The sequence below is a fragment of the Endozoicomonas sp. ALB032 genome, assembly GCF_049310125.1.
GTDB lineage: Bacteria > Pseudomonadota > Gammaproteobacteria > Pseudomonadales > Endozoicomonadaceae > Endozoicomonas_A.
Window position 1 is genome coordinate 292,682 of record NZ_JBLYNW010000001.1, and the last position, 23,082, is coordinate 315,763.

General features: G+C 47.2%; 16 protein-coding genes and 1 riboswitch. Of the genes, 10 read left to right on the forward strand and 6 right to left on the reverse strand.

The genetic code is table 11. The features are described from left to right. Positions 1-410 precede the first annotated feature (410 nt). Positions 411-986, reverse strand: a complete 576-nt coding sequence (locus tag ACO6VG_RS01095; protein WP_422135205.1) for a lysophospholipid acyltransferase family protein — start codon at positions 984-986, stop codon at positions 411-413. Positions 987-1,354: 368 nt separating this feature from the next. On the opposite strand from ACO6VG_RS01095, the gene ACO6VG_RS01100 reads away from it, so the two are divergent. Together ACO6VG_RS01100 and ACO6VG_RS01105 are read left to right on the forward strand one after the other, a co-directional pair. Further along, the gene (locus tag ACO6VG_RS01100; protein WP_422472289.1) at positions 1,355-1,921 is read left to right on the forward strand and encodes an RING finger domain-containing protein; all 567 of its coding nucleotides are present in this window, start codon (positions 1,355-1,357) and stop codon (positions 1,919-1,921) included. A 548-nt stretch (positions 1,922-2,469) separates the two neighbouring features. Next, on the forward strand, positions 2,470-2,754 hold the full coding sequence (locus tag ACO6VG_RS01105) for an RING finger domain-containing protein (protein WP_422137036.1): 285 nt from the start codon (positions 2,470-2,472) through the stop codon (positions 2,752-2,754). On the opposite strand, the gene ACO6VG_RS01110 is transcribed toward ACO6VG_RS01105, so the two are convergent. Then, positions 2,709-2,837, reverse strand: a complete 129-nt coding sequence (locus ACO6VG_RS01110; protein ID WP_422137149.1) for a hypothetical protein — start codon at positions 2,835-2,837, stop codon at positions 2,709-2,711. The genes ACO6VG_RS01105 and ACO6VG_RS01110 overlap by 46 nt on opposite strands. Positions 2,838-3,743: 906 nt before the next feature. Here ACO6VG_RS01110 and ACO6VG_RS01115 point away from each other — a divergent pair. Continuing rightward, positions 3,744-4,343 carry an RING finger domain-containing protein gene (locus tag ACO6VG_RS01115; protein ID WP_422138832.1) on the forward strand — a complete coding sequence of 200 codons (600 nt, stop codon included), beginning with the start codon at positions 3,744-3,746 and terminating at the stop codon, positions 4,341-4,343. A 33-nt stretch (positions 4,344-4,376) separates the two neighbouring features. Here the strand turns inward: ACO6VG_RS01115 and moaA are convergent, their stop codons facing one another. After that, positions 4,377-5,357: a GTP 3',8-cyclase MoaA gene (gene moaA / locus ACO6VG_RS01120; protein WP_422410256.1), complete on the reverse strand. Its 981-nt coding sequence runs from the start codon at positions 5,355-5,357 to the stop codon at positions 4,377-4,379. Next, positions 5,346-5,500, reverse strand: a riboswitch (molybdenum cofactor riboswitch). (Overlaps the previous gene by 12 nt.) A gap of 154 nt (positions 5,501-5,654) precedes the next feature. On the opposite strand from moaA, the gene moeA reads away from it, so the two are divergent. The 7 genes from moeA to ACO6VG_RS01155 all read left to right on the forward strand — a co-directional run bounded on the left by moeA (position 5,655) and on the right by ACO6VG_RS01155 (position 14,728). After that, positions 5,655-6,893: a molybdopterin molybdotransferase MoeA gene (moeA, locus tag ACO6VG_RS01125; protein WP_422138834.1), complete on the forward strand. Its 1,239-nt coding sequence runs from the start codon at positions 5,655-5,657 to the stop codon at positions 6,891-6,893. Positions 6,894-7,287: 394 nt separating this feature from the next. Continuing rightward, positions 7,288-8,457, forward strand: coding sequence for a Na/Pi symporter (locus tag ACO6VG_RS01130; RefSeq protein ID WP_422135214.1), 1,170 nt, complete (start codon positions 7,288-7,290; stop codon positions 8,455-8,457). 105 nt (positions 8,458-8,562) lie between these two features. Continuing rightward, the gene (locus ACO6VG_RS01135) at positions 8,563-9,309 is read left to right on the forward strand and encodes a TonB family protein (RefSeq protein ID WP_422135215.1); all 747 of its coding nucleotides are present in this window, start codon (positions 8,563-8,565) and stop codon (positions 9,307-9,309) included. 237 nt (positions 9,310-9,546) lie between these two features. Continuing rightward, entirely contained in the window at positions 9,547-10,302 is a 756-nt protein-coding gene (locus ACO6VG_RS01140) for a hypothetical protein (RefSeq protein WP_422135216.1), read from the forward strand. A gap of 593 nt (positions 10,303-10,895) precedes the next feature. Then, positions 10,896-12,506 carry an esterase-like activity of phytase family protein gene (locus ACO6VG_RS01145; protein ID WP_422472291.1) on the forward strand — a complete coding sequence of 537 codons (1,611 nt, stop codon included), beginning with the start codon at positions 10,896-10,898 and terminating at the stop codon, positions 12,504-12,506. 260 nt (positions 12,507-12,766) lie between these two features. Then, complete coding sequence (gene pilB / locus ACO6VG_RS01150) at positions 12,767-14,470, forward strand: type IV-A pilus assembly ATPase PilB (protein ID WP_422135218.1); 1,704 nt, start codon at positions 12,767-12,769, stop codon at positions 14,468-14,470. Positions 14,471-14,548: 78 nt separating this feature from the next. Next, on the forward strand, positions 14,549-14,728 hold the full coding sequence (locus ACO6VG_RS01155; protein ID WP_422138837.1) for a hypothetical protein: 180 nt from the start codon (positions 14,549-14,551) through the stop codon (positions 14,726-14,728). A gap of 72 nt (positions 14,729-14,800) precedes the next feature. Here the strand turns inward: ACO6VG_RS01155 and putA are convergent, their stop codons facing one another. From putA to ACO6VG_RS01170, 3 genes are all read right to left on the reverse strand, one after another. Then, entirely contained in the window at positions 14,801-17,971 is a 3,171-nt protein-coding gene (gene putA / locus ACO6VG_RS01160; protein WP_422472293.1) for a bifunctional proline dehydrogenase/L-glutamate gamma-semialdehyde dehydrogenase PutA, read from the reverse strand. Positions 17,972-18,247: 276 nt separating this feature from the next. Next, a complete protein-coding gene (locus ACO6VG_RS01165) occupies positions 18,248-20,815 on the reverse strand; it encodes a hypothetical protein (protein ID WP_422472295.1) in 2,568 nt (855 codons plus the stop codon). Further along, complete coding sequence (locus ACO6VG_RS01170; RefSeq protein WP_422472297.1) at positions 20,808-23,054, reverse strand: hypothetical protein; 2,247 nt, start codon at positions 23,052-23,054, stop codon at positions 20,808-20,810. The genes ACO6VG_RS01165 and ACO6VG_RS01170 overlap by 8 nt, the downstream gene beginning before the upstream one ends. Between the last annotated feature and the right edge of the window lie 28 nt (positions 23,055-23,082).

Genomic DNA, 23,082 nt, shown 5'->3' on the forward strand with positions numbered 1-23,082 from the left:
TAACCATGTTCCGGCCACCGGGTTCACAAACAGGCGGTGGCCTTTTCACTCATGGCAGTTGGGTGTCCATGACTTCGTTGAAGATCTCGAAAGAACTGACAGGATCGGCATCCGATGAGAGTTCAATATGCAAACCGATCACAGAGGTAAACGGAGTACCAGGACATCTGGGAGGCAGCCCGGGAACGCCTGCAGAGCATTCTCAGCCAGTCTCCCTGGAAGGTCTTATTAACAGCCCTTCCACAAAAGGTCAGTTATTCTATCGCTATTCGCTCAACATAGATAGCTGTATTTCAAGCAACCTCCCTGTATTTAGCCAATAGGACAGCAGGATTTACAACTACTCGTTATTTATTTGCGGCCATTGACCTCAGCTACGCAAAACGCGCGAAGAACACTGCGGGCTCCTTTCAGAACCTGTGAGGCCTTTTGCCCGTCATCCCCTGGTAGAAGTGCTGAATTTTTTTCAGGTCACTCTCATAGTGATCCGAAGGGAAGAACATGGGGCCGAAACCTCCCACTCTGGTTTTAAAATCCAGAAATCCCAGAGCAATGGGGACACCGGCTCCAACCGCAACATGGTAAAAACCACTTTTCCATTGGCCCACCTTGCTGCGCGTTCCCTCGGGAGGAATGGTAACGATAAGATCCTCGGAAGCATTAAACCGGTTGACAACTTGCTGCACCAGTCCGGTATTACGGCTTCGCTCCACAGGTATGCCGCCCATCCAGCGCATTATGGGGCCCATGGGGCCTTTAAAAAGATTGCTCTTGCCCATCCAGGAAATCTTGAGACCGAATTTAAAGGCAATGGCAATCACCAGAATAAAGTCCCAGTTACTGGTATGGGGAGCAGCAATAAGGACGTACTTTCGAGCATCCGGCTTTTTACCCGACAACTTCCAGCCCGCAAGCTTCAGACCCAGAGTAGAGATTAAACGAAAGAGAGTATTAATAATGGGAGTATCAAAGATCGTATGAGTCATCAAGAAGGTTACCACAGGCAGTCGAGATCAAGACTGACTCAGTGTCCATAACAAATAAATGTCTTTAAAAATTATATTCGCCCGACCAGCCTTGGAACGTGATTATACCTGCCTTAAACAGAATGTACACGCCAGTGAACATTTTTATGTTTAGCCAATTTCGCGAAAAATATTGCCCAGCCGGGCCAGGCCCTGCAGGCATTGATGTAAGGGATCAGTCCGGAGGACTGTTCATTCAGTGGATATTCGCAGGTGCAGCATGCTGGATTGTTTGTTGCACAACCCCCCACAGTCTACCATGACCGAGTACTCCGTAAAATTACCACACAATTAATATGCTCTGTTTATACAAATCAGTAATATTTATCTTGCTCATATCTTATGGTGCTTCTTATGGGTCTCAAGATAATACTTATAATGATGAACATGTAAGTTCCAACCAAACTATTTCATATAAAGATTACGAAGGGAGTTTTTCGAGTAACCTGTTAAATTTATTAAGCACTCTCTCTTTATATTATGATGGATTCAGGCTGCCTCTACGTGCGACTGAAATAGCAGCTGTTGTTTTTTTTGATTTATATATATTTAAAATGCGTAGAGTAACTCCTGAAACATGTCGTATGATTTTTTCATATAGCCTTGCATCAAGCCATCTTGCTAATGGTATATACGACACGAGAATGAATGTTAAAAATCATGGAATCTCATTATTATCCTTAGCCAAATTCATTGCACAAAGAATAGAGCACATAATGTCTTTAGCAATTGCCGAACATTTGTTAGTAATACTTTTCACAGAACCATGTCCTATTTGTTTAGAGTCCTTAAGATTTCCTGTCCAATTTGCAACTTGTGCAAGACATTTGTTTTGTGCGGCCTGCATTGGTCAATGGCGGGCGCATTCACCTTTTTGCCCTGTATGTCGTCAGTAAGCCGCCAATGAACTAAAGAGAATAGCGGTCAGCCTGTACAATAAATGCCTATTTCGGAAACGGAACGACTTTTGGCTGGAGCATCTTTTTATCCAGCCATATTCAGCCGTTGCTCGCAGGTGCAGCGTGCTGGATTTTTGTGATATGACTTTTCGTAATCTACCATGACCAAGTGTTCCTAAAATCCCCAGACAATAGATATGCTTTATTTATGTAAATCAGTGATGTTTATCTTACTGATATCTTATGGTGCTTCTTACGGGTCTCAAGATAATACTTATAATGATGAATATCTAAATCCCAACCAAACTATTTCATACGAAGACCATGAACAGAGTGCTTCGAGTAACCTGTTAAATTTCTTAAGCGGTCTCTTAATATATTATGATGGAGTCAGGCTACCGCTGCGTGCTGTTGAAATCGTATGTCTTTTATTTAATATCCATCTATTTGAAATAGGTAGAGAGCCTCCTCGTAATATATATACTGAAATTTTATCATTTATTTTTGGATCAAGTTTTTTGTTTCATATTATATACGACATAAGCATGAATATTAAAAATCATGGAAGATCATTATTATTATTCTTACCTAGATTCATTGCACAAACAACGGAGCACATAACTTTTGTAGTCATTGTCGCAGCATCATGTTCTTTTTGTTTAAAGCCCTTAATATTTTTAGTAAAAATTCACACAGAATCATGTCCTATTTGTTTAGAGCCCTTAAGATTCCCTTTCCGATATGCACGTTGTAGAAGACATTTGTTTTGTGCAGACTGCCTTAATCAATGGCTGGCACATTCACCTTTTTGCCCTGTATGTCGGCAGTAACCCACTGATGATAAAGAATAATAGCGATCAGCCTGTTCAATAAATGCCTTTTTCAGAAACTGAATGTTTTTTGGCTGAGGCATATTTTGTTCCAGCCATTTTCAGCGGGTGCTCGCAGGTGCAGCCTGCTCGATATTTGTGACATGACCTTTCGTAATCTATCTTGACTACTTGTTCCCTAAAATTCATAAACATTAGATATGCTCTATTTAGGTAGATTAGTGATATTTATCTTACTAATATCATGTGGCACTTCTTACGGTTCTCAAGATAATACTTATGATGATGAATATAAAAATCCCAACCACACTATTTCATATGAAGATTACAAACAGAGCCTTTCAACTGGCCTCTTAAATTTATTAACCTTTCTCTCGTCACATTATGATGAATTCAGGCTACCTTTACGTTTAACTGAGATAACATCTCAGTGTTTGTTGAATTTCTGTCTACTTAAGCTGAGCAGTACTTTTCATCATGAGTATCTTTTTGTTTATTTATTAAGCGCTGTCGTTAACTTTTCATATGACCTAAGAACTAATCAGCATAATTACGAAGATCTATCATTATTCATATTTACACTCATCGCACAAAGGATGGAGCACGCATTGTCTCTATTTATTACCTATTATTTGTCAGTAAAACTTTTTTCAGGAATATGTCCTATTTGTCTGGAACAAATGAGTACCTTTATCAACTGTGCAGGCTGCAGAAGGCACTGGTATTGCAGTGCATGCCTTCGCACATGGGAGGCGCAATCACTTTTGTGCCCTGTATGCCGACAGTAACCTCCCGATAAAATAAATAGAATAGCGATCAACCCGTTCAATAAATATCCATTTCGAAAACTGAATGGATTTTGGCTGAAGCACCTTTTGCTCCAGCCATTTTCAGCGGGTGCTCGCAGGTAAAACCTGCTCGATATTTGTAACATGACCCTTCGTAATCTATCTTGACTGAGTGTTCCCTAAAATCCATATACAACAGATATGCTCTATTTATGCAAATTAGTGATATTTGTCTTGCTAATATCTTGTGGCACTTCTTACGGATCTGAAGATAATACTTATAATGATGAATATGTAAATTCCGACCTGACTATTTCACATAAAGATTACGAACAGAGCTTTCTCAGGGACCTGTTAAATTTATTAACTTCTCTCTCGTTATATTATGATGAAATCAGGCTACCTTTACGCTTAGTTGAATCAACAAGTGCTTCTTTTTTAATTTACCATCTACTTAAATCGGGTAATGTTTTTCGTCAAGAGTTAGCTTTTGCTTTTTCAATAAGCTTAATATCATGCTTTTATTTTAACTTCATCTACGACCTGATAGCATTTTTCAGTAGTGATGAAAACTTACCACTAGCCTTTTGCAGTCTCGTTGCCCGAGTAACAGAGCACGCATTGTCAGCAAGAATTACTGACTATCTGGCAGTAAAACTCTTTGGCGGATTATGCTCTATTTGTATGGACCCCATAAGATCCCCTATCGCCGCTGGGGAGTGTTTAAAGCACTTCTACTGTGCAGCATGCATTCACGCATGGACGACACAATCACCTTTGTGCCCTGTGTGCCGACAATAACCCCCAGTCACCTAAAGCGAAGGCCGAGCTATATCAGCCTCCAATCTGGGCAAGATTGCGAGTACCTCCGGTATACCCCTGTTCCAGAAAATGACCGTCTACTTTCAACCTCAGTGCTGATCGAATTTCCTGAATCAATTCATCCTGCTGGCTGTCGTCCTGTAAGAAATGTCGAAGGTCATGGCCTGATTCCGAGAACAGGCAAAGTTGCAGATGCCCCTGACTGCTAACCCTCAGACGATTGCAGTCTTTACAGAAATCTCTTGAGTAGGGGGTAATCAGTCCAATGCGCCCCTGATACTCAGGATGACAATATTCGTAAGCCGGACCCGCATCTTTATTTCTGGCCATTCTGACCCAGCCCTGCTCCAGAAGCTGATCCCTTATTTGTTTTCCGGGGACATGGTATTGATTGAAAAAGCGACTATTATCACCCGTCTGCATCAACTCAATGAAACGCATGGTAACAGGCTGGTGCTTAATCCATTTCAGAAACGCCTCCAGCTGGATGTCGTTGACCCCTTTCATCAAAACCGCATTGACCTTGATAGAAGGAAGACCTTTTGCGAAGGCCTTGTCAATACCCACCAGTATTTCCTGAAGGCGGTCGTGCCCGGTTATTGCTGCAAAGGCTCGGGGGTCCAGACTGTCGATACTGACATTAATCTGATCAACACCAGCAGCCAGCCAGGACTCAACTCTCTGGTCCATTTTGTAACCATTTGTGGTCATAGCCACTTTCTGAATCCCCGGAATGGACTTAAGAGTACTGACAATATCCATGAAGTCAGAGCGCAGGGTAGGCTCACCGCCAGTGAGGCGAACCTTCTCAACACCCACCGCCGAAAAAGCGGTCACCAGACGTTTAATTTCGGCAACATCCAGCGACTGCTTGTGACGATGCTCATCACAGCCATCAGGCAGGCAATAGTTGCAAGTGAAGTTGCACAGATCAGTCAGAGACAGTCTGAGATAGGGAAACGTTCGTCCCTGTTGGTCTTGTAATGGTCGCATTTCACACCTTTCCAAACACGGGAGGCCCAGACATTTCTGTGTGAACCCTGGCAACCCTGCGTGTAACACGCATCAGGTCACGGCCAGACAACCGTACCTTCATGGTGAGGGTTAGGTTGCGAAGCTCGGCGCTTTATTAAAATTAATTAGGGGCTCATCCTAACCCTAACCCGATAAAATAGCCATGCCTTAAAGGACAATATCGAGTGATACAAATAACAAGAAACAGATTGCTGAATTCATTTATAGCTTTTACTTTAAGAGCAGTTTCAAAAACTGTATCGAGGAGACCTTTCAATGACTGACTGCTGTTCTGCCCCGGGGCTCATGCCCCTGCACGAAGGGCTTGAGAAACTGATGACAGAAACACCGGTCGTCACTGAAACTGAAACAGTGGCTCTGGCTGACTCCCTGGACAGGGTTATCTCTGAGGCAATTATTTCGCCGGTTAACGTTCCGTCCCATGATAATTCAGCCATGGACGGGTATGCAGTCCGTTTCAGTGACCTGGCACCACATTCAATACTGCCGCTGGCCGGAAAATCTCTGGCCGGACATCCCTATCAGGGTTCTATGCCCGCTGGCCACTGTATAAGAATCATGACAGGTGCTTCCATTCCTGTAGGTGCCGATACGGTCATCATGCAGGAGCAGGCCGAGATAACCTCACAGGGTATTGCTTTCAGCAAGCTACCCTCTCAGTCAGGCAATAATGTTCGCCGTGCCGGTGAAGATATTCCTCAAGGTTGTCAGGTTTTTGAAAAGGGACACATCATCAAAGCCCAGGATATAGGTCTGCTGGCTTCATTGGGAATCCCTGAAGTTCCAGTCATTCGCAGAATAAAAGTAGCGCTCTTTTCCACGGGTGATGAACTGAAGCTGCCCGGCGAGACTCTCGGACAAGGTAATATATACGACAGCAATAGGTTTGCAGTATCAGCGATGCTCAAGCGACTGGGTGCAGAAGTGATTGACCTTGGAAAACTCCATGATGACCGCAACGAGATCCGGAAAGCTTTTCTGAAAGCTGATCAGCAGGCTGATGCAGTTGTTACCTCTGGTGGGGTATCCGTAGGTGACGTCGACTTTGTCAAAGATATTCTCAGTGAAATAGGCCATACTTCGTTCTGGAGGCTGGCCATTAAACCCGGCAAACCCTTTGCCTTTGGTAAACTTCCCAACAGTGTTTTCTTTGGGCTACCCGGCAATCCGGTTTCCGCTACGGTAACTTTCCAACAATTGGCAGCGCCCGCATTGCAACATATGATGGGAGCAGAACCAACTCCTGCTGCTGAACTACCAGCAACGTGCCTCACTCCCCTGAAGAAACAACCCGGTCGCCTGGAATTCCAGAGGGGCATTCTCTCAACCAACGAGAGAGGAGAAGCCGAGGTAGTCACATCGGGCAGTCAGGGGTCGGGGATTCTCCGATCCATGAGTATGGCTAATTGTTACATCATTTTGCCCGCTTCCCAGGGAAATATTGAGGCAGGAGAAACGGTTAGAGTGCAGTTGTTCGATAAACTTCTCAGGTAACTACTCCCTGTTCTGCAGGCTGTCGCATCACTCTGGCTCCCATGCTTTTGGGACCTCCGGGTTCCGACATGGAAAAGGGTTGCCCCGAAAACGAGCACTGTCATATTTCTGCAGTCTTTGCCCTGGTGAGGGTGTCGCAAAAGGGTATGGTCAGCAGGATATATCAAGATCGTCGTTCCCGCGTAGGCGGGAACCCACCACGAACAGTGGATCTCCGCCTTCGCGGAGATAACGGTTTGAAGCTTGAAGCGTTTTAATTGACCTTTTGCGACACCCTCTGGTCCTGGAGGGCTTTTTAAATATTTCAAAAAAATGTCATAACTGTAATATTTCTGAAACAGAACACCTATATTTTCGCCATCATCTCTATCCACACAGCACCAAGGTGCAGAAAATGTCTGAAGCAACAAGTCAAGCCAGCACCAAAGCTGACTATAAATACACCAGCAGGCACTATGGCCGTATCTGGCTGAGAGTTATCCTCTGGATCTATGCTCTCCTGGTTGCCGTCAGCGTAGTGGGCTCTGGTTTTAAAATGGCCGTAGGTGGCGCAGAAGCAGCTGCAGAGCTGTTCAGCTTTGCCAACAACACTATGCTGGCACTGATAGCCGGTACCCTCGCCACAGCTCTGGTTCAGTCTTCCAGTACAGTAACCTCTGTTATCGTTGGCCTCGTGGCTGGCGGCCTGCCGGTAGAGATGGCGATCCCCATGATAATGGGAGCCAATATTGGTACCACCATCACAAATACTCTGGTCAGTCTGGGTCACATGGGTTGCGACAAATCCTTTAAGCGAGCTTTTGCTGCTTCGACAGTTCACGACTTCTTTAACTATCTGGCGGTTCTGATTCTGTTGCCTCTGGAATTGATGACCGGCTTCCTGAGCGATATTTCACAGCACGTAGCCGCACTGTTGGTGGGTGGCTCTGCTATTGATATGGGCAGCCTGAATTTCGTCAAACCCCTGACCAAGCCGGCCGTGAATATTGTCAAGGATTTTGCAGGCCTTCTGCCCGACAGCACACTGGCTGGCCTGACCATGATCGCCTTCGGTATCTTCCTTATCTTCAGCTCGGTCGTAAGACTGGGCAAGCTGCTGAAAAAAGTTATGGTGGGACGTGCCAGGGACATTCTGCACAAGTCTATTGGTCGTGGTCCGATTTCCGGTATTGCCTCCGGTACTGTTATGACCGTAATGGTGCAATCCTCTTCTACTACCACCAGTCTTATGGTTCCTCTGGTAGGCAGTGGCGTCTTCACCGTTCGTCAGATGTACCCTGTCACTCTGGGTGCCAACATCGGTACAACCATCACAGCGCTGCTTTCAGCAACGGCCATCGTCGGTGCAGACGCAGAGCACGCAATGACCATTGCTCTGGTACACTTGTTCTTCAACGTGTTTGCCGTAGCCCTTATCTATGGCATCAGGTGGCTCCGTGAGATTCCTCTCTACGCTGCAGAAAAATTGTCTGATCTGGCTATAAAAAACCGCGCTTATGCATTCCTGTATCTTTTGCTGGCCTTCTTTGTCATACCGGGCCTCGGGATTTTGGTAGCCCGGTAAAGCCTTCCTGATATTCTTAAGAAGCCCTGACCATGTCGGGGTTTCCTCTACAGACCTGTTTCTTTAATTCCTGTTTAAATTGCTATGCTCTGTGGGTTGCCAATCATGGAACAGGAAACCACCATCAGGCATCTGGTCATCCCCCTGACGTTGTCAGTTGTCTTTCACACCTTACTTTTGGGCTATAGCGGGAGTAGTTGGTTGACTGCTGCAAAATCACCCGGCATTCAAATCAAACTGGTGTCTCATCAACCCGACATAACACCTGCCATTGAAAAAAACCTGACCGCTACAGAAGCAATGACCGGCTCGGAATTGACAAAGCCAGATTCTCAGATTGAAAACACTGAACACATTCAAAGCACTGAAAAAACAGAACAGGCTGAAAAAGCAGAGAACAAGAAAGTCATAACGACCAGAGCCGAAAAGAAAAAGATTCAGCAAGAGTCGGCCAATCAGGAAGAAAACAAACACAGGCACGCAAAACCGGGTGAGCCTCCGGTATCTGCTCTCAACCAGCAGACATCGGGAGAGCCCGTCGAAGAGCTCATCACTTCAAAAGCCGGGCATTTGGAGCCTGATGAATTTCAGAAATGGGTGGCTCAACTTCAATACCGGATCAATCGCTACAAAGTGTATCCCTACCAGGCTAAAAGAAGGCGACTGGAAGGAGAAGTAAAAATCAAAATTGAAATCAACTCTGACGGAACACTGGAAAAGGCGACTGTACTGGCCGGTAAAAAGGCATTCGAAGCCAGTAGTCTGAAAGCCATTGAGCGCTCCCTGCCCTTACCGACACCTCACAAGAAATCGGTTACGGTGATTCTCTCCATTAAATATCAGCTGCTGTGACCGGCCAGCTCCTTAAGTTCATTACTCAATCTCACAATTTCGCTGTAGCTGCCGACGCATCAGAGGTTCCCGGAGATTTACCTGGCGTATCAGGGCCTCACTGCCAGCACATCACCACCCAGCTATCACTGATTACACTATAGTTATCGCGTAATTCTGCCAATTCTATCCCGAGGCTTCACCTCTCTTCCCGACGTGCTTTGCCCGCGTGGTGAAGCAGGGGTTAGCTGGCAGAACATGAGCAAAAATGCAAACCGAAAAGAAGTTGAAACACCTATGCAAACTTTTACCACAGTTTTTATTTCGGTTATATTGATCGTTTCATCTCCCTTTGTCTTTGCGATTAAAATAAGCGAAGAACACTTAAAGCAAGGACGACAGCTTATAGATGACATGGACAGGAGAGGAAGTGAGTTTCTGGAACTGGCTGAAAGAGTTCAAACTATCATAACAACCTTTGGGTCTCAGTCCATTTTCACCATCATTCCTCACTTAGTATCTATGAACGAATCTTTAGAGAGAGTTTTTTCATCGTTATCAATGAGCAAAGCTTATTTAGCCACACTCACAAAAACAGTCACGAATGATTCTGAATTGCTAGCAAAAAAGGCTTTTGAGCGGATGAAAGTTTCAGCTGGCAATCCAGGGCAATCAGTAGCAATGGGCAGGCTGTTTAGTGTTGCTGGCGTCTCTGGGGACGCAAGTTTTTCAGGCACTTTTCAAGAGCACAAGTGTGGCACCCTAACGGAATTAGCTGATAAGGCGGATAAAGATAGTTCTGAATTTTCACAGAAAGCCTTGTCATACCAGATTTTAAACAACAAGCTAAAAGAATATCTTGACCAGAACGACACAATTGACGTATCCGAGACTTGGAGTTATCTGGAAGAAATAAATAAGCTATTAAACGAATTAACGACTCTTACAAAGTCTTTTCCAAACAGCTTTAAATTATTTTTAGAGCAGGCTTTGACTTATTTTGATTGTAACTGAATCGAATAAGCCGGTAGATAAGTACCTAACCAGGTACTTAAACCTGCTAAATCGGACAGTCGGACGTTTCTAACCTCCGGCTTCCACATCAACTCCTTAAGCGGGTCCGCACCTGGTCCGATCACGTTTCAGTGCCGCGTTTTCGGCTTGCGCCGACGTATCCATTGATCCAGCTGCTGCATCAGACGGTAATGTCCGTTTATTCTGAAGAAGCCCAGCTAAGGATAGACCTGTTAAGCTTTCGCAAGCGGAGGCTCATTGAGACTCCCTGGCTACAGCTGATCAGTTTGAGGACTTTCTGCCTGAAGCGGTGGAAGCTCTTGTCTGACCATCGGATCTTCTTCCCTGTGTTATCGTGCTCTTCATCTGCATTCATGCAGGCGACTGCCGCATTATATCGCATCTCTATAACCGAGAGCTTTGTGATCGATGGCTCACTTGCCCAAGCAACCCAATCAAACCCTGACTATCAGACTTTCAGGTACTCCCTTCCCGTCTCTGGTGCTTTAGAAGCGACTTCAGTCAAAAATACACCTGCAATGAAAAATTATGGCTATCTTTATGGGGTTGTTTCATTTCAGGTGTTTTTATCAATGATGAAAAGAAGAAGTGCCCTGGTTGGCTTAACGCTTTGCTTGACTCTTTCGACTCCCGGATGGTCAGCAGAATCCCCAGGGAAATTAGCCCCTCATAAAAGCGTCAGGTATCTGGGAAGTCACCTGTTGCGCCCGGACGACCAGAAAAGGGTCACTCATATTACTGGTGCTCACTTCGCTCATGTCGGAAATGGTTCAACAGGGACACTCTACCTGCTTTCTGGAGATGCCGGAGCAGGCTTCACCGGTCGTCATGGCTGGGGGGTCTTTTCCAAGCCCCACTACTACGAGCTGGATATGAGCAAGGTGGTTTTGGATCGTCAGAATCCTAATCACGGCGGACCTTTACCCAGTGAAGTGTTCGAATACCCTATCACCGAAGGCAAGAATGCCAAAACCCATCCCCTCTGGCTGAACGATGGTCATATTGCCCCCAGCGCCATCACTCTGACCAAAGACGGTGAGCTGATGATTTCCTCCAGTCAGAGTGATAGAGGCGTTACCGGCGTTATTGACTACAGGGCAATCGACATCCCCGCCTATGCAGGCTACGGCTACAGGCACGCGAATCGTGACGAAACCAGTCTGGCCACCCGAAACAATGGTTTTCTGAAAGCCTGGTATGATGCCCATGAGTTCTTCCCTGTACCTGTGCTTGACCTGATTCCGGCAGCCTTCCTGCATACCTTCAGGGAAATTCCCCTGCAACTCTCCAAAGGTGTTCACCACGTCGATATCGGACTGTCATCAAAATTCCTGCTCACAGAAAATGATCACAGACCCGGTCAGGTAGATAGCGCATTCAAACTGCCTAAACATTTTGAAAACAACAACTGGATTCCTTTCCACATGGGATTGAAGGGTATTCAACAGGGATTAGGTGTGAAAAGTCTTGACCGTATTCCCAAGAGCAACCATTACGTTGCAGCAACCGCCGGAGCTCTGGTTCAGGATGCCAAACAATGGAATATCAATGAACATGTCCCACCTGTCAGGGTGGTGACCTTTACTACAGAACAACTGTCTAACAATGGCGAACCGCTGCCAGGAAAATACCTGAACAGCCAACAGCTTCCTGCCAAGGGTGAAGTAACAATTCTGTCAGAGAAGCTCTATAACTTTTCTCTTCTGGGTTTAAGCCCTTCTGCAATGAAACAGCTGAAGAGCAGCCCGATTCGTACAGTCAGCGATATTGCGGTTCTCAATAAGAAAGAGGCTCTGTTCCTTGAGAAAACAGTGCTCCCTTATCGAAGTTCTGAATCCAATTTTATTACCCGGGTTTATCTGGTCGACCTGGGCAGTGGCAAGAATGTCAAAGGCAGTGAAATGTTTGCTGACAACGAGCTGAACAAGGCATTCATGGATGCACCAGACTACTTTATGTCCAAGACCCTTATCTTTGACAGCCTTCAAGAGGACTCCCTGAAATTATTCGAAGATGGAATAGGCTTTGATATTCACGAAACCTCTTTTGAGGCGATTGCTCGGGGTCCTGAAACGGTACAAGGGGGCAAAACATTTATGCTGGTCAGTTACTATGACGGTGAAGATAGTAAACGGGGCACCCCAACCCGCCTCATGTATTTTACCTTGCCAGCCAGTAAATAAAATCCGACACTTGGCATCTGGAAAAGCATGTAAAAAATGTACAAGAGTGCCGCAAAAGCCATTATCCCCCTGGTAATGGCTTTGTTCATTGTCAGACTCCGACATTATAAAATTCAGCTTCCTTCTACCAGACCGTATACTCTGTGAACGCCACACCTTCTTCAACACTTTATGAAATATCCTGTTTATGCTCTCGTCTCAGTGCTGATATAGTAGAAATCAGAGAACAGACCCAAGAACAATAAACGGATAGACAAGGCATGGTCGATAAACCTTTGACAGGACTGGCTGCTCGACTGGTTGTCGACCAGCTGATCGATGAAAAGACACTCCGCTCCGCACTTTCACAGGCAGAAAAAACAAAGCAGCCCCTTGCCAGCTACCTGGTCCAGGAGAATTTACTCAGCGCCAAAGACATATCCCTGGCTACCGCAGAAGAATTTGGCATGCCAGTTATGGATCTTGATGCCTTTGACCCTGAAAACATCCCGAAGGAACTGATTCAGGAAAAGCTGATTCGCAAGCATAAACTGATCCCGTTAATAAAGAGGGGGACCAGACTGTTTGTCGGGGTAATTGATCCCAGTGATCATACAGCTATTGATGAAATCCGATTCAGCAGCGGTCTTATGGTGGATTCGGTACTGGTTGAAGAAGACAAGCTGGACAGATTCATTGATCAACTGCTGGATAGCAATGTTGATGCCCTGTCGAATTTCGATGATGAGGAATTTGATAACCTTGAAGAGCTGGAAGTGGGTGCCGTCGAAGACAACGATGAGGAAGTAGCAGGGGAAGATGACGATGCCCCTGTCGTAAAATTCGTGAATAAAATGCTGCTCATTGCCATCAAATCAGGCGCATCGGATCTTCACTTTGAACCTTATGAAAAAACCTATCGGGTTCGATTTCGCACCGACGGCGTTCTTCATGAAACCGCCAAACCACCTGCTGGCCTGGCACCCAGAATTGCATCCCGTCTAAAGATAATGTCTGCCATGGATATTTCAGAACGACGTAAGCCCCAGGATGGTCGTATTAAAATGCGCCTGTCCAAAAGCAAATCCATCGACTTCCGGGTCAATACCCTGCCTACCCTTTGGGGTGAAAAAATCGTACTTCGGATTCTCGATCCTTCCAGTGCCAAAATGGGCATTGATGCCCTGGGTTATGAAAAAACCCAAAAAGAAATGTACATGGAAGCCTTGCACCAACCCCAGGGTATGATTCTGGTCACAGGACCCACCGGTTCCGGTAAGACCGTCTCTCTCTATACGGGGCTGAATATTCTGAATACTCCGGAAAGAAACATTTCCACCGCCGAGGACCCTGTAGAAATCAACCTGGAAGGTATCAACCAGGTGAACGTTAATCCGAAGCAGGGGATGGATTTCTCTCAAGCTCTGAGAGCCTTCCTTCGTCAGGATCCTGACATCATTATGGTGGGGGAGATTCGAGATCTTGAAACGGCCAACATCGCCATCAAAGCGGCCCAGACAGGCCACATGGTCATGTCCACGCTACACACCAACAGCGCTCCGGAAACACTGACACGTCTGCAAAACATGGGGGTTCCTTCCTTCAACATTGCCACCTCTGTCAGCCTGATCATTGCCCAGCGTCTGGCCAGACGCTTATGCAACCACTGTAAGGAAATAAAAGACATCCCAAAAGAAACACTGCTGGAAGAAGGTTTTACCGAAGAGCAGATCAAGTATGCCAAAATTTATGGCCCCAAGGGATGTGATCAATGCAGCAAGGGCTACAAAGGCCGTGTGGGTATCTATGAAGTCGTAAAGATCACACCGGCTCTGCAGCAAATCATTATGGAAGAGGGCAACTCCCTCCAGATTGCCGAAATTGCACAGAAAGAAGGATTTAATAACCTTCGCCAGTCTGGACTGTTAAAGGTTTTGGAGGGTGTGACCAGTCTCGAAGAAGCTAACCGGGTAACGCTTGAGTAATTGATTTCCCAACCTCCTGTCAACTCGTTCCCACGCTCTGAGAGGGTGTCGCAAAACTCTCTCCGGCGTGGGAACGCGTTGACTCCCATCATTGCCGGCTTCATTCTCGTCATTCCCGCGAAGGCGGCAATCCACACTGACTCTCCACCAGAACCATACTGCCCGGTGTCCCCCTGGCCTTGTCATCCCCGAGAAGGCAGAGATCCACCGTTGGCGCTGGATTCCCGCCTTCGCGGGAATGAAGGCTTCAGAGCGTGAGAACGAGCTGTTGGAGTTTTGCGACACCCTCGCTCTGCATGGGAACCAGAGTTAAAGAGCAGGCAATGACGATCAGAGACCAGCCCCAAGGGACAACAGTGTGGCATTACCTCCGACAGCCGTCGTATTGATGGTGCGGGTACGTTCAGTAGAAAAGCGATACAGGTAGTGAGGCCCACCGGCTTTTGGACCGGTACCGGAGAGTCCCTGTCCACCAAATGGCTGAACACCGACCACCGCACCGATCTGATTACGGTTTATGTAGGCATTACCCACTTTAAGGCTTTGCTCAATGTAGGAGGAGGTCGCTTCGTTGCGGCTATGCACTCCCAGAGTCAGACCGTAACCTGTGCCGTTGATTTCCTGAATCACTTTATCCAGCTCAGAAGCCTTGTAGCGAATCAGGTGAAGAATCGGGCCAAAGTGTTCTTTTTCCAGTTGGCTGATGCTCTCAATCTCAAAGGCAACCGGCGCAATAAAGTAACCTTCATTGCATTCAGCCCCCAAATCCACTTCGGCAATCAGGCGAGCTTCCTGCTTCATGCGATCAATATGAGCCTGGAGTCCTTTAAGGGCGATTTCACTGATGACAGGGCCAAGGTCTGTTTCCTGCAGGGCTGGGTGACCCACCTTCAGTTCTGCCATCGCACCGACCAGCAAGTCTTCAATACGATCAGCAATATCTTCCTGAACATAGAGCACTCGCAACGCTGAACAACGTTGCCCGGCACTGGCAAAAGCAGACTGAACAACGTCATTAACGACCTGCTCAGGGAGAGCAGTAGAGTCTGCGATCATGGCATTCTGACCACCGGTCTCGGCAATCAGAGGGATAATAGCGCCCTCTCGCGCAGCCAGAGTCTGGTTTATTAATCTTGCCGTCTGGGTTGAACCTGTGAAAGCAACACCGGCAATACGAGGATCAGCGGTCAACTGATGACCAATATCCTTACCTTCACCCGGTACCAGTTGAATCACATCGGCAGGCACGCCGGCTTCCAGCATCATCTCAACAGCTCGTGCAGCAATCAGAGTGGTTTGCTCGGCGGGCTTGGCTACAACCGTGTTACCACAGGCCAGCGCTGCAACCACCTGACCCAGGAAAATCGCCAGAGGGAAGTTCCAGGGACTGATACACAGAAAGACACCCCGACCGGTCAGGTAAAGCTCATTGGATTCACCGGTAGGTCCTGGCATAACCTGAGGTGCTGAGAATTTTTCACGCGCCTGGTTGGCATAATAACGACAGAAATCTACCGCTTCACGCACTTCATCGATACTGTCGTGAATCGTTTTACCCGCTTCTTTATGACAGAGTGCCACCAGCTCTTCAAGGTTGGCCTCCAGCAGGTCGGCCAACTTCTCCAGACTCTGGGCACGGGTTTCTACTGGTATCTTGTGCCAACGGTCAAACGCTTTGTGAGCCACTGAAATAGCCTGGTCCACTTCCTTTTCTCCGGCGAAGTGCAGACGACCTGCGAGCTCGCTGAGCTGGTAAGGACACTGCACATCAACCACTTTTTCAGTTTCAACCTTTTGGCCGGAAATCACGGGACCTTTGTGCCACGTTTGGCCCATAAACTTCTGTACAGATTCAGAAAACGGCTGCCACTGTGACTCAATATCGATATTGACACCTATGGAATTAACTCTGTCTTTTCCAAAAATAGCTACCGGTAAAGGAATTCTGTCATTGGCCAGAGAACTATGCTTCTCGAGCACAGTGACAGGATGATGAACCAGGTCCTTTACGGGTGTCCTGGCATCCACCAGACGATGAACAAAAGAGGAGTTAGCACCATTTTCCAAAAGTCGACGCACCAGATAGGGCAGCAAATCTTTGTGACTACCCACAGGTGCATAAATGCGAACGTCCGGTTTTTCCTGATCCAGTACCGTGTTATAGAGCGCATCACCCATTCCATGCAGACGCTGGAATTCATAATGTTTATGTTCTGCGATGCTCAGAATGCTGGCAACAGTATGAGCATTGTGGGTAGCAAACTGAGGGTAAATAGCCCCTTTAACAGGATCACTCAGCAGAAAACGGGCACACACCAGATAAGCAACGTCTGTTGCTTCTTTGCGCGTGTATACCGGGTAGCCGGAATAGCCGGATTGCTGACACAGTTTTATTTCACTGTCCCAGTAGGCACCTTTTACCAGACGCACAGGAATTTCATCACCCTGCTCTTTTGCCAGAGCTGCCAGCCAGGCAAGAACGGGGAGTGCTCTTTTACCGTAAGCCTGTACAACCAGTCCGAAAGCACCCCATCCCTGACAATCAGGATGACGGTAGAGTTTCTCGAACAGTTTCAGAGACAACTCAAGGCGGTCCTGCTCTTCGGCATCAATGGTGATTCCCACATTCAGGCTTCTGGCAGTGCGAATCAGTTCCAGCACGCTGTCGAACAGTTCTTTCAAGACACGGGTTTCATTGGCCACTTCATAACGGGGATGCAGGGCAGAAAGTTTGATCGAAATGCTGGGACGAGGGCCCTTGTAGCCACCCTTCTGCTCCTGACCAACGGACCTGACAGCCGTCAGGTAGGAAGCGAGATATTTCTGAGCATCGCTTTCGGTCAGTGCTGCTTCACCCAGCATATCGAAAGAATAGGTGTAACCTTTCTCTCTTGGCTTTCGACCATTCCTGAGTGCTTCTGCAATAGTGCGACCCAGTACAAAATGCTCACCCATAATTTTCATCGCCTGGTTCACAGCCTGACGAATCAAGGGTTCACCCATTTTTTTAACCAGTCGACCAATCACGCTAGCCGGGCGACCGTCTTCCGATTTGCCTAATGTCACCACTTTACCGGTCAACATCAGACCCCAGGTGGAGGCATTCACCAATAGCGAATCGCTCTGTTTGAGATGCCTTTCCCACTCAGCGACACTGAGTTTGTCACGAATCAGGGCATCGGCGGTTTCAGAGTCAGGAATTCTCATCAGGGCTTCTGCCAGACACATCAGCAGAATACCTTCACGGGTATCCAGGCTGTATTGCAACAACATAGAGTCAATCATATGAATGGAATCTTCCCGGGCTCGAACCTGCTCGACCAGATCGGTAGCTCGTCGGGTTACCACAGCCAGCTGCTGCGGACTGGGTCTGGCCAAATCGGCCAGCTGTGCCAGTAAGGCTGACTCATCCACACTGTATTGTGGAGAGATAGTCTTCCAGAGCCTGGTTGGGCTCTGCTGGATGAATTCAGGCTCAAATAAGGCCTTAGCCTCAAACATGCGGTGTCTCCCCCAATGACGGCAAACCTGATCCTGTGCCGTATGATCAATCTAATCGGGAAATGCCTATTACGATGGCATCTCCAATTAAGGCAAATGAGCAGCCTCCAGTGGCTTTTGGCCAGCCCGCAATCATGCACAAAATCAAACAGAATTCCCAGATACAGAAGACAGATTTTTGTACAATCCCTGTACACTTCCCGCTGCTGATCTGATTTATTTGCCCATGGACTGTCGCATAACCGCTAACCCAATAAAAGGGCGGCAGTCAGATCATTATTTATTCACTATACCTTTTTGATGACTGAAGTCATCGTTCTTGTCCACCTCAGCAGGCTTACGTTTTCGGTGCATTCTTTTGTGCCTGGTCAGGGCTATAGCATTTTTGCAGAGCTTCCCACATCGCTGCTGCAGGCCATTCTCCCCGAACTCGATCACATCACAGGTTTTTTGCCCGCTGTGGTTTCTTCTTTTGTGATCCGCCAGGCTTCTGACACTGTTGCAGACCTCCCCACATGGCCGCTGCAGGCCATCCTTCCCCATCACGCTCAGGTTACAGGTTTTCTGCCCGCTGTGGTGTCTTTGTTTGTGCCCCTTCAAGGCTGTTTGACTCCTGCAGACAAACCCACATCGCCGCCGCTGGCCATCGTCTCCGACCAGGGTTACAGCACAGGTTTTCTGTTCAGTATGGGAGTTTCTTTTGTGATCTAACAGTGTTTTGGCGTTCTTGCAGACCTTTCCGCATGGCCGAGGCTGGCCATCTTCCCCTGCCACTTTTACATCACAGGTTTGGTCAAGGATATGGTTTATTTTTATATGGTCGCTCAGGGCTTGAGCACCCCTGCAGACTTTCCCACATGGCCGCTTCTGACCAGTGTTACCGAGTATTGTTACATCACAGGTTTTTTGCCCAGTGTGATATCGGCTTTTGTGAGATGAAAAGGCTTGAGCACTATTGCAGACCATCCCGCATGGCCGCCGCTGACCATCTTCTCCGACCAGGATCAGTTCACAGGTTTTTTGTCCACTGTGCTCTCTTCTTTTGTGATCCGAAAAGGCTTTTGCATTCTTGCAGACTTTCCCACATGATCGCTGCTGGCCATCCTCACCGACCACGGTTAGCTCACAGTTTATTTGCTCACTATGGTATTGGCTTCTGTGCTCCAACAAGGCTTTTATATTCCTGCAGACCATCCCGCATGAGCGCAGCTGGCCATCCTCCCCTGACACGGAATAGCCACAGATTTGTTGTCCGCTGTGGTGTATTCTTTTGTGAACCGCCAGGCTCATGGAATTCTTGCAGATTTTTCCACATGGCCGCTTCTGACCTCCTTTATCGACCATGGTTAAGTCACAGGTTTTTTGCCCGGTGTGATATCGTCTTTTGTGAATTGAAAGGGCTTTAGTATTATCGCAGACCTTCCCACATGGCTGCGACTGGCCATACTCATCCAACATTGTCAGTTTACAGGTTTTTTGCCTGCTTTTGTTTCTGGCCGGTATTGCGCCGGTTTGCGAAAGATGAAACTGTCTCTGACCCAACTTGGGTGATCCAGTGATTGTTTGCTGTGCTTCAGAATGATTTAGCGTTGAGGAAATTCCCATTTCTTCTAAAAGACTTACTGGATCGAGTGGCCCGTTAATAACTTCAAAATCATTGACAGTACAAGGCAAACTCCCGGACATTGGCAAATCATCACCCATTGACCCGATAAAGTCAGTTGTCTCGGCGACCCCGTCTAAGGCGACCCCGTCTAAGGCGACCCCGTCTAAGGCGACCCCGTCTAAGGCGACCCCGTCTAAGGCGACCCCGTCTAAGGCGACCCCGTCTGAGGCGACCCCGCCTAAAAAGATGCAACCATTGGCTGTATTGCCATCAATACTATTTCCCTGTGTCTGTAAAAGTGGATCAAGATCGAATCGGCTTTGAATCGTAGGAAGACCGATCGACGTGTCAAAAAGCGGGTTTTGTTGGCAATCTTCAGTGTTTAAAGGAGCAAAATGATATGAGCAAATAAAGCAATGTCCACTGAACAAATGGGGGCATAAACCCTTTAGGGAGTCCAGCGTCCATTCAGAAGATCCACTGCTATCAAATAATGTTCGGAATCGACAAACGCCGTGACAGGGATAGACAAGACAATTTAAACCCAGACTATGCCGATGTTGTTGAGGATCTCTGTTATCACCGCCAGAGCCAGAATTCAGAAGGCTGGTTATAGACCCTGTACTTTGGAGGGTGGCTTGGGAGGCTCGCTGGCCTGATGATTTTGATGGTGAGTATTGTGGGGAATTTTCTCCAGAACCAAACATCGCAGTGATGATAGCAAACGGATGGCAATGATTCAGTTCCTGTTGTGCAATCGATTTAAATAGCGGTGAATCAAGGTTCCAATAGTTTTTTAAAAACCAACCGACAGCGACGACCAGATCCAAAGGTTGCCGTGAATAAAGGCTGGTGCCTGAAGAGAAATCTTTGCTGCTCAGGATCAGTTTATAAACAACCAGCAACTGTGTGGCATAAAACAACCGCCATGAAATCGACTCAATAAGGGTCGTTTTTAACCGGTAACTGCCAAGCCTGTGTCGTTTTTTATCAGAAAATAAATCTGATCCTGCATAGCCGCTTATATCGGTAATGTCTGACGGATTGCCCGGCAAGGTATGCTGGTCAGGTTTTATAGAAAAGTTCTTATTTGGAAGTCCGGAATTCTGTTCAAGCTCGACAATAAAACTTTGTGTGAACGCTTTAGTTTGAAAGGCAACAGACAACGACATTAGCAAGAGCAGTGCCGTAAAGACTGAGTGTTTAATAATTCTGTCCTTGCTCTCTGATTCAGTCATTACCCTGATCCACCTCAGCGAGCTTGCGTTTTTGGTGTTTTCTCTTATGCTCCTTCAGGCATTTAGTATTCTTATAGATCTTCCCGCATGGCCGTCGCTGGCCATCCTCCCCTGTCACCATCACATCACAGACTTGTTTCCCGGTATGATCTATGATTTTGTGATCCCTCAGGTCTCGATTATTCTTGCAGACTTTCCCGCATGGGCGCTGCTGGCCATCCTCACCGATAATGACCAAGTCACAGGTTCTTTGTCCGCTGTGGTAGCTGCCTTTGTGAGTTGATAGAGCTGAAGCATTTTTGCAGACCCTACCGCATGGGCGCTGCTGGCCATCTTCCCCGACCTGGGTAAGGTTACAGATTTGTTGCCCGCTGTGGTCTTTTCTTTTGTGATCCGCCAAGGCTTGAGCGTTATCGCAAACCTTCCCGCATGGTCGCTGTTGACCATCCTCACCGGCGACATCCTGTTCACAGGATCGTTGTCCACTGTGGTATTTGCTTTTGTGAAATAATAGCGCTAAAACATTTTTGCAGACCTTGCCGCATGAGCGCGGCTGACCATTTGCCCTGACCACTGTCATGTTACAGGTTTGTTGTCCGGTGTGGTCTCTTCTTTTGTGACTTAACAGGGCATTTTTATTCTTGAAGACTCTCCCGCATGGCCGCTGCTGACCTTCTTCCCCGGCAACCACCAGGTCACAGTTTTGTTGCCCTCTGTGGAATTTGCTTTTGTGAGATGACAGAGCCAGAACATTTCTGAAGGCAATGCTGCATGGTCGCCGCTGGCCATCTTCTCCAACCACGACCACTTTACAGACTTGTTGCCCGGTGTGGTCTCTTGCTCTGTGAACCGACAGGTCTTGAGCGTTCTTGCAGACCTTCTCGCATGGCCACTGTTGGCCATCTTCCCCGACGAGTAACACATCACAGATTCGTTGCCCGCTATGGAATCTGGATTTGTGCGATGACAGGGCTATAGCATTGTTGCAGACCTTGCCACATGGGCGCTGCTGACCATCCTCACCAACCAGGTTCAGACTACAGATTAATTGTCCGGAGTGGTCTCTTCTTCTGTGACGCCACAGAACATTATCATTCTTGCAGGCCATCCCGCATGGCCGCTGCTGGCCATCTTCCCCGACCACGGTCAGGTTACAGATTTGTTGCCCGGAGTGGTCTCTTCTTTTGTGATGCCACAGAGTATTTTCACTGCTGCAGGCGACCCCGCATGGCTCTAGCTGACCATCTCGACCGACCACCATCGTGGCACACGATTGTGGCCCGAGGTGACACTTTTTTTTGTGATCCAACAGGCCTTGAGCACTCTTGAAAACTTTCCTGCATAGCCGCTGCTGGCCATTATGTCTGACCACTGTCAGGTGACAGCTTTCTTGTCCGCTGATATCTGTGACTTTTATTTCGCCTGACTGTGAAAGTTGAGGTTGGCTCTGACCCAATTGAGATGATTCAGTGGCTTTTTCTTGTCTTTCTGAAGAGGTAAGCATTGTGGAAATTCGAATTTCTTCGGAAAGAGTCTGTGGTGGTTGATCAAAATTGCACAATTGACAAACACCACGACAGGGAAAGACAAAACAGTTTAGATCCAAAGTATGCAAATGCTGTTGAGGGCCTCTGTTACCGTCACCATTGTCATTAGTATTCGGGGGGCTGCTGAAAGAGCCTGCAAAATTGGTGTTTGCTGCTGAGGGTAGCTGACCAAGCGACTCAGGTAACTGGCCTTTTGGAGGGTTATGCCCGGAACCTGGCATCACAGTGATGGTGGCAAACGTGAGGTTCTGAGTCACCTCATAATGTTCGATTGAGCTAAACGAAGGTAAAACAGGGTTCCAATAGCTTTTTAAAAGCCAACTGACAGCCACAATCACTTCTCCAGGTACCCATAAATAGAGATTGGAGCTTAAATGGGCATCTTTGGTGGTCAGAATCAGTTCGTTAACAACCAGCAGTTGAGTAGCGTAAAGTAACGGCCATGAAATCGAATCAACAAGGGTTGTTTTGATCCCGTAACTGTCATGTCTGTGTCGTTTTTTATCAGGGAGTAAACAGGATCCTGCACGGTCGTTTGTTTCAGAAATTTCTGACGAGCTACCCGTAAACATATGCGGGTCAGGCTTTATGGAGAAGCTCTGTTTTAGAGAGCCTGCATTCTGTTCAAGCTCAACAATAAAACGTCTTGTTAACAATTCGGCCTGGCAGACGACAGAAAACGACAGCAGCAATAGCAGTACCGCATTGAGTGAGTGTTTA